Annotated in this window: 10 protein-coding genes; 3 read left to right on the top strand and 7 right to left on the bottom strand. The window is 70.9% G+C overall.

Features of this window, described 5'->3' with window-relative positions:
* Positions 1 to 15: 15 nt before the first annotated feature.
* From Mth01_RS07030 to proC, 7 genes are all read right to left on the bottom strand, one after another.
* Entirely contained in the window at positions 16 to 114 is a 99-nt protein-coding gene (locus Mth01_RS07030) for a 30S ribosomal protein bS22 (protein WP_018654693.1), read from the bottom strand.
* A 129-nt stretch (positions 115 to 243) separates the two neighbouring features.
* On the bottom strand, positions 244 to 447 hold the full coding sequence (locus tag Mth01_RS07035; RefSeq protein ID WP_030456159.1) for a helix-turn-helix domain-containing protein: 204 nt from the start codon (positions 445 to 447) through the stop codon (positions 244 to 246).
* Between the two features lie 302 nt (positions 448 to 749).
* On the bottom strand, positions 750 to 1,922 hold the full coding sequence (locus Mth01_RS07040) for an acetoin utilization protein AcuC (RefSeq protein WP_204013248.1): 1,173 nt from the start codon (positions 1,920 to 1,922) through the stop codon (positions 750 to 752).
* Positions 1,923 to 1,941: 19 nt separating this feature from the next.
* On the bottom strand, positions 1,942 to 3,126 hold the full coding sequence (locus Mth01_RS07045) for an ABC transporter permease (protein WP_204013251.1): 1,185 nt from the start codon (positions 3,124 to 3,126) through the stop codon (positions 1,942 to 1,944).
* On the bottom strand, positions 3,123 to 3,926 hold the full coding sequence (locus tag Mth01_RS07050; protein ID WP_204013254.1) for an ABC transporter ATP-binding protein: 804 nt from the start codon (positions 3,924 to 3,926) through the stop codon (positions 3,123 to 3,125). Before Mth01_RS07050 ends, Mth01_RS07045 begins: the two co-directional genes overlap by 4 nt.
* The gene (locus Mth01_RS07055) at positions 3,923 to 5,395 is read right to left on the bottom strand and encodes an efflux RND transporter periplasmic adaptor subunit (protein WP_204013256.1); all 1,473 of its coding nucleotides are present in this window, start codon (positions 5,393 to 5,395) and stop codon (positions 3,923 to 3,925) included. Before Mth01_RS07055 ends, Mth01_RS07050 begins: the two co-directional genes overlap by 4 nt.
* 61 nt (positions 5,396 to 5,456) lie before the next feature.
* Complete coding sequence (gene proC, locus Mth01_RS07060; protein WP_204013258.1) at positions 5,457 to 6,251, bottom strand: pyrroline-5-carboxylate reductase; 795 nt, start codon at positions 6,249 to 6,251, stop codon at positions 5,457 to 5,459.
* 232 nt (positions 6,252 to 6,483) lie between these two features.
* Between proC and Mth01_RS07065 the strand changes: the two genes are divergently transcribed.
* From Mth01_RS07065 to Mth01_RS07075, 3 genes are all read left to right on the top strand, one after another.
* Positions 6,484 to 8,067, top strand: a complete 1,584-nt coding sequence (locus Mth01_RS07065; protein WP_204013260.1) for an alpha/beta hydrolase — start codon at positions 6,484 to 6,486, stop codon at positions 8,065 to 8,067.
* Between the two features lie 104 nt (positions 8,068 to 8,171).
* On the top strand, positions 8,172 to 8,627 hold the full coding sequence (locus Mth01_RS07070; RefSeq protein WP_239089434.1) for a hypothetical protein: 456 nt from the start codon (positions 8,172 to 8,174) through the stop codon (positions 8,625 to 8,627).
* A gap of 62 nt (positions 8,628 to 8,689) precedes the next feature.
* Positions 8,690 to 9,205, top strand: coding sequence for a hypothetical protein (locus Mth01_RS07075; protein ID WP_239089435.1), 516 nt, complete (start codon positions 8,690 to 8,692; stop codon positions 9,203 to 9,205).
* Positions 9,206 to 9,328 lie beyond the last annotated feature (123 nt).

Here is a 9,328-nt window from a genome sequence, read left to right on the forward strand (position 1 = left end):
GCGCGCTCCGTCCGGCTACTTCTTGTTACGCCGCTGGATGCGCGTCTTCTTGAGCAGCTTGCGGTGCTTCTTCTTGGCCATGCGCTTGCGGCGCTTCTTGATCACAGAGCCCACGGGACCCCCAGGTGAAGGTGGCGGATGTCGAAACCGGCGCGCGAGCGCACACCGGCTCAACAGCCTACCGGCGATCCGCGGTAGATCGCTCCCCAGGGACCCCGCGTGGCCGCTGATCAGCGGGCCGCCTCATCCGGCTTCGATGAACGCGTCCCTCAAGTAGTCGTGCACCGCCTGCTCCGGCACTCTGAAGGAACGGCCGACCCTGATGGCCGGCAACTCGCCCGAGTGCACGAGCCGGTACACCGTCATCTTGGACACCCGCATGACAGTGGCCACCTCTGCCACCGTCAGAAACTTCACCTCGCTGAGAGGTCTTTCGCCTGCACCCATCGGACGCCTCTTCCGCACGTGTTTCCGGGTTATCCCCACTGGTGCCATCGCTCACGCACGTGTACTGCTGTCAGCGTAAGTCGGGACTCCGAGTAGGCAAACCCCCCATTTTGCGGCCCCGCTTCGGCAAAATGGGGAAAATCGCTGGCAGCAGCCGCCCCGCCCCTCACATCACAATGCTGGAACAGACCAACGCCTTACCCTTCAGCCTCTCCCAGGAACACCGAAAAGTTGGCAAACGGTGGGGCGAGGGATCGGAAAGTGGCTACGAGATACCCTGATTTGGGATGCCCGAAAGGCGTTCAGGGCATCGGATCCAGGCCGTGGAGCGGGAAGACCGCGTTCCTGGTCGCCATGATCGCCCGATCGGTCGCGTCCGCCGGGTCGTATCCCTCGGAGATCTCGCGCCAGGACGCGTCCCGCCCGTCGGTCATCGTCAGCGGCGCCGTCTCCTCCAGCCGCTCCTCGACCAGGGCACGCCAGCTTCCCGGAGTCGGCGTCCGCGGGTCGACGGGGGTGCCGACCGCCTCCGCGATCAGATGCGTCCACGCCCGCGGCACGACCCGCACGAGTTCGTAACCTCCGCCGCCCACGGCGATCCACCGTCCGCCCGCGGTCTCATGGGCCAGCCCGTGCAGCGCCGCGTAAGCCGTACGCTGGCCGTCCACGCTCAGCATGAGGTTGGCGAGCGGATCGAGCGCGTGGCTGTCGCAGCCCTGCTGCGTCACCAGCACCTCCGGCGCGAACTCGCGCAGCAGCGGCGGCACGACGGCGTGGAAGGCCCGCAGCCAGCCCGCGTCACCGCAACCGGCGGGCAGCGCCACGTTGACCGCGCTGCCCTCCGCCCCCTCGGCGCCCGTCTCCTGCGGAAAGCCCGTTCCCGGGAAGAGCGTGCGCGGGCTCTCGTGCAAGCTGATCGTGAGCACCCGCGGATCGTCGTAGAACATCGCCTGGACGCCGTCGCCGTGGTGGACGTCGACGTCCACGTAGGCGACCCTGGAGGCGCCCTGGGACAGCAGCCAGGCGATCGCCACGGCCGGGTCGTTGTAGACGCAGAACCCGCTCGCCGTGGCCGCCATCGCGTGGTGCAGGCCGCCCGCCACGTTGACGGCGTGCTCGGCCTCGCCGCGCCACACCGCGCGTGCCGCAGCCAGGGTCGCCCCGGTCACCAGGGCCGCCGCCTCATGCACGCCGACGAAGGCGGGGTTGTCGTCCGTGCCCAGCCCGTGGCGCAGGTCGGGACGGCCGCTCCTGGAGACCGCCTTGACCGCCTCGATGTAGTCCCGTTTGTGCACGAGTGCCAGCTCGTCGTCCGTAGCCGGGACGCAACCGCCCATTTCGGCGCCGTCCAGCACGCCCAGATCGCGGGCGAGGGCCATGGTGAGCTCGACGCGCACCGGTGCGAGTGGATGACCGGGACCGAAATCGTAGGAAACCAGGGCGTCATCCCAGATGACGCGTACCGCCTGACTCATGACCACGACCGTATCGCGGTCATTCGCTGCGCAGGGCGACCACCGGGTCGAGCCGGCCCGCCCGCCGGGCCGGCGCGACCCCGAAGAAGACGCCGACCACCGCCGAGACCCCGAAGGCGAGGACGATCGACCACCAGGTGATCGCGGCCGGCACCGGCGTGACCGCCCCGATCAGCAGCGCCCCGCCCACGCCGAGGACGATGCCGATCGTGCCGCCGATCGTCGTCAGCAGCACGGCCTCGATGAGGAACTGCCCGAGTATGTCCCGCTGACGGGCGCCGAGGGCCTTGCGCAGACCGATCTCCTTGGTGCGCTCCCGCACTCCGACGAGCATGATGTTGGACACCCCGACCCCGCCGACCAGCAGCGAGATGCCGGCGATGGCGGCCAGCACCCCGGTGAGCATGCCGAGGACCGTGCCGATCGTGCCGAGGAGCTGCGTCTGGGTGACGGCGGAGAACTTCTCATCCGGGTAGCGGGCCTCCAGCGCGGCCACCACCCGGCCGCGCAGCGGCTCGATCTCGTCGGGACCGGAGGCGCCGACCGCGACGCCGTTGATCCGGTCGAGCCCGATCAGCCGCTGCGCCGTGGTGACCGGGACGTGCACCTCCTGGTCCCTGGCGACGCCGAAGGTGGAGCCGACCGTCTCATAAACCCCGACCACCCGGAACCGCACCCCGGCGATCGCCACCTGACGGCCGACCGGGTCCACGTCGCCGAACAGCTTCCTGGCCACCTCAGCGCCCAGGACGGCCACCCGGCGACGGGTGTCGACATCGGTCCCGCTCAGGTAGCGCCCGCGGTGCAACGGCCGTTCGAAGATGCCGGGCATGTACTCGTCGGTGCCGGTGATCGTGGCGAACACCTCGATGCGCCCCATCCGGACGGGCTCGCCGGAGTTCACGGCGACCGTCACCTTCGACGGGTCGCCGACGACGCGCCTCAGATAGGCCACGTCGGCCAGGTCGAGGCGGCTCTGCGTCGGCACGGCGCCCAGCCCCACCTGGCCGGGCACCACCAGGATGATGTTGCTGCCCAGTCCGGCGATCTCCTTCTCGACCGCGTTCTTGGCCCCGGTGCCGATCGCCACCAGGATCACCACCGCCAGCACACCGATGATCACGCCGAGCATGGTGAGCATGGTGCGCAACCGGTTGACCCGGAGTGCCTCCAGCGCCATCCGGAGCGCTTCGGCCGTCCTCACCGCGGGTCACCGTCCCGCTGGTTTCCTCGGTGTCGTTCGTTCTGTTCGTTCCGTTCGTTCCATTCGCTCCGCATGTTCCGCCGGGCCGTACGGGCGGCGGCCGTGTCGAACTCCACGAGCCCGTCGCGGACGTGGATCTGGCGGCGGGCCCGCGCCGCGACTCCCTGATCGTGGGTCACCAGCACCACCGCGACGCCGCCGTCGACGTTGAGCCGTTCCAGCAGGCCCATCACCTCCTCGCCGTTGCGCGAGTCGAGGTTGCCGGTCGGCTCGTCGGCGAGCAGCACCTCGGGATCGCCGACCAGGGCCCGCGCGATGGCCACCCGCTGCTGCTCGCCGCCGGACATCTGGGACGGGCGATGCCCGAGCCGGTGACCGAGCCCGACCGCCTCCAGCGCGGCCCTCGCCCGCGCCCGCCGCTCCGGTCTCGGTACGCCCCGGTAGACCAGGGGAAGTGCGACGTTGTCCAGCGCCGAGGTGCGGGCCAGCAGGTGGAAGGACTGGAAGACGAAGCCGATCGCCCGGTTGCGCAGCTCGGCCAGCCGGGTGTCGTCGAGGGTGGACACGTCCACCCCGCCCACCCGGAGCACGCCGGACGTCGGCCGGTCGAGGCAGCCGAGGAGATGCATGAGCGTGGACTTCCCCGACCCAGACGGCCCCACGATCGCCACGAACTCCCCCTGGTCGATGCACAGGGTGACCCCGCGCAGCGCGTCGACGCGGACGCCGCCGTCGAGCGGATAGGAGCGGACGAGGTCCACGGCCTCGAACGCCGGCGGCGCCGGCCGTGCGGCGGTCATGGGAGGGGCTGGCCGGGGCGGATGGTGTCCGCGGCCCTGACCACGACGCGCTCGCCCGGCGACACCCCGGCGAGGATCTCCACGACCGCGTCGCCCTGCGCGCCCAGCCTGACCACGCGGCGCTCGGCCCTGCCGTCGCGCACCGCCCAGACGATGGCGTCCCGCCCGCTGGTCACGACCGCCGAAGCGGGTACGGCCACCGCGTCGGGGGACTGCCGCACGGTGAGCCGCACCACCGCGCTCATCCCCGGTTTGGGCGCGGGGGCCGCGCCGCCGCCGTCGTAGGCGCCCTCGCCGAGTTCGAGCCGTACGGGATAGCTGACGCCGCCGGTCGCCCCCTGCTTGGGTGAAATGCCGACGCCCACCACCGTGGCGGGGTAGCTCGCGCCGGTCACCGCATCGAACTCGGCCTGGGCCGGGGTCCCCTTCTTCACGAGCAGCACGTCGGTCTCGTCGACGTCGGCCGAGAGCGTGAGCGTGGAGACATCGGTCACCGTGACGATGGCGTCCCCCGCGGCGACCGGCACCCCGGCCGCGATGACACCGCTCGACCGGCCGCTGCCGGGAGCCGTCAGCCGACCGCTGAGCGCGCCCAGGTCACCCAGGCCGCCGAGGCTGCCCGCGCCGCCGAGCGCGCCCAGGCCGCCGAGGCCCGACGCGCCGCCGGAGGAGGGACCCCCGAGCGTGACCACTCCAGCGAACGGCGCCCTGACGACCAGGGCGTCCACGGTCCGCCTGGCGGCCAGCACGGCGGCCCTGGTCTGCGACCGCGAGGCCTCCTGCAGGGACGACATGGACGCCGTCAGCCCACTCAGGCCCGACCGCAACTGGCCGGTCAGCTGCGTGGTCAGCCGGCCGGTCACCTGTGAGAGCGCCTGGTTGAGCGACCGGTTGAGGCTCGCGACCACCTGATCGAGCGCCCGCCGCTGGTCCCGCTGCCGCGCCTGCGCCTCGTCGATCGCGGACAGCAGGGCGGCCCTGATCGCGGGGTCGTCTATCGCCTTCGCCGCCTTCCTGGCCCTGGCGAAGCCCTGTGCGACCTGCGAGTCCAGGGACGTGGCGGTCAGGTTCAGGCTCGGCAGGCTCACGGCTGCCGCCCCGGGGCCCGACGGCAGGCCGGACCCGCCGGGCACCCCGGCCATGGAGATCGGCCGGGCTGCCTTCCTGTCGGCCTTCTTGGCCTCGGCGAGATGCTCTCGCGCCTGAGGTGAGCTGATCCGCGCCAGGATCTGGCCCTTCTTCACCGTGTCGCCGTCCTGGACGTATATCGCGGCGACGGTGCCCGAGACCGGGGCCGTCATGGTGGCGGCGGCCCGCGCGACGACGGTCGCCGGCGCCTCGACGACCTCACTGACCGGTGCACGGGCGACCGTACCGATCTGCGCTCTGGCCGGCTCAGCGGAGGTGCAGCCGGCGACCAGGAGAATCGGAACGGCGAGCAACGGGAGAAGCCCGCGACGAAACGTCACCGGCCCATCGTAAAGGGAAGGTCAAGCGCCTTTCCGGGAGACCGGCTGACGGCCTGGCCGGTCAGCCGGAGGCGAGCCGGCGGCTGCGGTCGCGAGCGGCCTCGATGGCGTCGAGGAACGCCGCGCGCACGCGGTGCCGTTCGAGCTCGGCGATGGCGGAGATCGTGGTGCCACCGGGCGAGGTCACGGCCTCGCGCAGGATCACCGGGTGCTCACCCGAGTCGCGCAGCATGATCGCCGCGCCGACGATCGACTGCGTGACCATGTCGAGCGCGGCGGCGCGGGGCATGCCCAGCAGGATGCCCGCGTCGACCATGGCCTCGACCAGGTAGAAGAAGTACGCCGGTCCGCTGCCGGACAGCGCGGTGGCCGCGTCCTGCTGTGATTCCGGGATGCGCAGCACCTTGCCGACCGGGCTGAGCAGCGCCTCCGTGCGCTTCAGGTGCTCCTCTGACGCGTACGAGCCCGCCGAGATGACGCTCATGGCCTCGTCGACCAGAACCGGGGTGTTGGACATGACCCGGACGACCGGGACCTGCCCCTCCAGCCGGGACTCGACGAACCCGGTCGTGATGCCGGCGGCCACGGAGATCACCAGCCGGTCGGCCGGCACGTACGGCGCGATCTCGGCCAGCAGCGTCTGCATGTCCTGCGGCTTGACCGCCAGGATGAGCGTCTCGGCGCCCTTGGCGGCCTCGGCGTTGTCCGCCACCGCCACGCCGTACCGCTCACGCAGCGCGTCGGCCCGGTCCGGCCGACGTGCCGTCGCTATGATCTGCTCGGACCTGAGCCCGGCGCGCAGCAGCCCCGAGAGCAGGGCCTCACCCATCTTGCCGGTCCCGAGAATCGCGATCATGCATCTACCTCTTCATGGAGATCTTCCTCGCGGCCTGCCGAGCCCCCTGGCGAACCCGCCGACGAGCCCATTGAGCTTACCGCCCACGTGACGAAGCGACCGTGCTCGAGTTGCGGTTTCGCAACCGACTGGGCGTCGTTGCCGACTCTTACTGCCCCTGTCAGGAATGATCGCTCGATGGCGCCGTAAGCCGGTTCCAACGAGGAGCCGCCCGCGCTGAAGGGGTAACCAGGTGAAGAAGATCCTCATCGCGCTGGCCGCGGCCGGCCTGGGGCTGAGTGGAGCACTGGTCGCCGGACCCGCGACCGCCGATGCGCCCCGGGCCCCCGAACACACCCCGCCGGCTCCGCAGTGGCCCCCTCTCCAATGGGCACAGTGCGAGAACCTCCCGGCGGGCATCGAGTGCGCGATGGTCGAGGTCCCGATGGACTACCACCGGCCACGCGGCCAGAAAATCAAGATCGCGGTGTCGCGCAAGAAGGCCACCGACACGGCCCACTACCAGGGCGCCCTGCTGTTCAACCCGGGCGGCCCCGGCGGCAGCGGCCTGGCCTACCCGGCAGTCATGGGGGCGCGGCTAGGCGCCGATCTGGCCGCGCGGTACGACCTGATCGGCTTCGACCCGCGCGGCGTCGGCGCCAGCGAGCCGTCGCTCAGTTGCGACCCGCACTACTCCGACCCCGTGCGGCCCGACTACGTGCCGGCGAACCCGCCGGAGGAGCTCGCCTGGGCCGAACGGGCACGCGGCTACGCCGCGGCGTGCGGCGAGAAGTACGGCGAGCTGCTCAAGCACATGTCTACGACCGACGCGGCCATGGACATGGACCAGATCCGCAAGGCGCTCGGCCGGCGGCAGATCAGCTACGTCGGCTACTCCTACGGCACCTACCTCGGCGCCACCTACGCCACGCTGTTCCCGGGCAACGTACGCCGCCTGGTCCTGGACAGCATCGTCAATCCCAAGCGGATCTGGTACGGCCACAACCTCGACCAGAACCACGCCTTCGAGGCCCGGGCCAAGGAATTCTTCGCCTGGATCGCCAAGTACGACGACACCTACCACCTGGGCACGACGGCCGCCGACGTGGAGAAGGCCTACTACGCCGCCCGCGCCAAGCTGAAGGCGACCCCCGCCGGGGGCAAGGTCGGGCCGGACGAACTCGACGACACGTTCCTCGCCGGCGGCTACCTCAAGAGCCGCTGGCCACGCCTCGCCGAGGCGCTCGCGAAGTACGCCACGGCGGGCGAGACGGACGCGCTGCTCAGCGCCTTCGGCGTCTACGGCGACAACAGCGGTGACGACAACACGCTGGCGGTCTACTCCGCCGTCGAGTGCTCAGACGCCCGCTGGCCGCGCGACTGGACCACCTGGCACGCCGACTGGTCGCGGTCGTACCGTACGGCGCCCTTCCTGAGCTGGGGGAACGCCTGGTTCAACGCCCAGTGCGCGTTCTGGCCGGTGCACGGGCACGAGCAGCGGATCGACGGCCGGTCGGTCAAGGACGCGCTGTTCTTCCAGGACACCAAGGACGCGGCCACGCCGTACCAGGGCGGTCTCGAGATGCACAAGCTGTTCCCGACCTCGCGCCTGGTGGTGATGGACGGCGGCGGCAACCACGGCCTGACCGGTCGCGGCGACGCCTGCGTCGATGACATCTGGAAGGCGTACCTGTCCGACGGCACGCTGCCCGCGAGCCGGCCGGGGCCGGACGCGCACTGCGCGCCGTTCCCCGACCCGGTGCCGCCGTCCGTGGCCGCGACGCTCAAGTCCGCGGCCCCGCAGCAGCACGACGACTGGGTGCCGGGCGAGCGCTGACGTCCCACCCGTCATTCAGAGCACCCGGCCCGCCGGCTCGCGGGCCGGGGGCTCCCGCGTCGCTCATCGGTGAACCCGGCCGACGCGGTAACCGTTTCAGGGATATGAGGACCTTCTGGCTCGTCGCGCTCCTGTTCATGGCCGCCGCCTGCGGAGACCCCTCGTCCACATCGGCGTCGGGATCGGGGTCCGGGTCGAGCGGACCCGACGAGCCGGTCGGCGTGCCGGCCAGTACGGCCGCGCCGAGCGGTTCGCCGTCCCCCGTAACCCCGGTGGGGCACACTCTCAACACTCACAAGGTGCCGTGGGTCAGCGCGACTCCCTCTGGGGACGGGCGATCGCTTGACGTCGTCTGGTGGTCGGGCGTCGAGCCGTGCAATGTGCTCGACCGGGTCGAGGTCGACGAACAGGCGGACAAGGTGATCGTCACGCTCTACGAGGGCCAGGACCCGCGCTCGCCCGACGCGGTCTGCATTCTCATCGCGATCCAGAAGACGACCAAGGTCGAGTTGCGCGCCCCGCTGGCCGACCGGAAGATCGTCGACGGTGCGGCGAGTTGAGCCCCGCACCCAGACTGGGCCGCGACTTGAACCGCGATGCCGCCGCCTCCGTACTTAGGGGTATGCGTACCATCCACGGCATCACCACGACCACGGTCGCCGGTGCGGCCATCGCGGCGGTCGTCACCACCATCCTCACCGTGACGACCGCCTCCGGGGCGCTGGGCGCTCCCGGCCGCATCTCGCCCTCGGCCTCGCCCGGCCCGGTCGCCCCCGCGGTGGGCCCCTCGTCCCCCGCGGATGCCGGCCCGGTGAAACCGCACCGGCGCACGCTGGGCACGCACAAGGTGCGATGGCGCAGCGTCAAGCCCATCGCCCACGGCAGGAAACTGCGGATCACCTGGTGGTCGGGGGTCGCTCCGTGCACCGTGCTCGACCGCGTCAAGACGAAGGAGACGGCCAGGAAGGTGGTCGTCACCCTCTACGAGGGCACCGATCCGGCCGCCAAGGACACGATGTGCATCTCGATCGCCATCAAGAAGTCCACCACCGTGAAGCTGCGCGCCCCGCTCGGCAAGCGCAAGATCGTCGACGGTGCCAAGCCCAAGCCAACACCAGAGCCCACACCCCCCGCGTGATCTTGCACTTACTCGCAGAGATGGCCGACGACCTGCACAAACTCCATTCGTGATCTTGCAGTTGCTTGCACAGAAGGCCGATGACCTGCGCCATCCCCCTTCATGACCTTGCAGAAAATCACC

The organism is Sphaerimonospora thailandensis (assembly GCF_016863115.1).
GTDB classification, from domain to species: domain Bacteria; phylum Actinomycetota; class Actinomycetes; order Streptosporangiales; family Streptosporangiaceae; genus Sphaerimonospora; species Sphaerimonospora cavernae.